The following is a 514-nucleotide window of genomic DNA, read 5'->3' on the forward strand; positions in this document are numbered from 1 at the left end:
TGACCCCATGGGGTCAGTCCGCTGACCCCGCAAACCTCTCACAGAGGCGCTCTTACACAAAACTTCTGACACTCCCCCCCGAGGCGACGTCGAGCGCGGCAAACAGCGAGGTCGTACCGTGCCGCACATAGCCGTGCGTGCGCCGTTCCGGCACGCCAGGCATCATCGGCAAGACCGGCTGCTCGCGATCGAGCGCCTGAATCTGGCTTTTCTCATCGATGCTGAGGACGAGCGCACGGTTCGGTGGGGATAGATAAAGGCCGACGATATCGCGCACCTTGTCGACGAACAGCGGATCGCTCGACAGCTTGAATGTCTGGCTGCGGTGCGGCTGCAAGCCGAACGCCGTCCACATTCGGCGGATCGTGGTGTGAGAAAAGCCGGTTTCCGCCGCCATCGAGCGGATCGACCAGTGCCTCGCGTCGGCTGGCGTCGTCCGTGTCCGTCGTCAGATAATTTGAGACAGATCAAGCTTTTCGAGAAGGGAGGCTCTGGCTCATCAGGGGTTAGAGTT

General features: G+C 61.3%; 1 pseudogene. It reads right to left on the reverse strand.

Annotated elements, in window-relative coordinates:
• Positions 1–76: 76 nt before the first annotated feature.
• Positions 77–436, reverse strand: a pseudogene (locus AAFX91_RS42395) (IS630 family transposase); the annotation flags it as partial.
• Positions 437–514 lie beyond the last annotated feature (78 nt).

Origin of the sequence: Bradyrhizobium sp. 31Argb (genome assembly GCF_043638955.1) — a bacterium.
Lineage (GTDB): Bacteria > Pseudomonadota > Alphaproteobacteria > Rhizobiales > Xanthobacteraceae > Bradyrhizobium.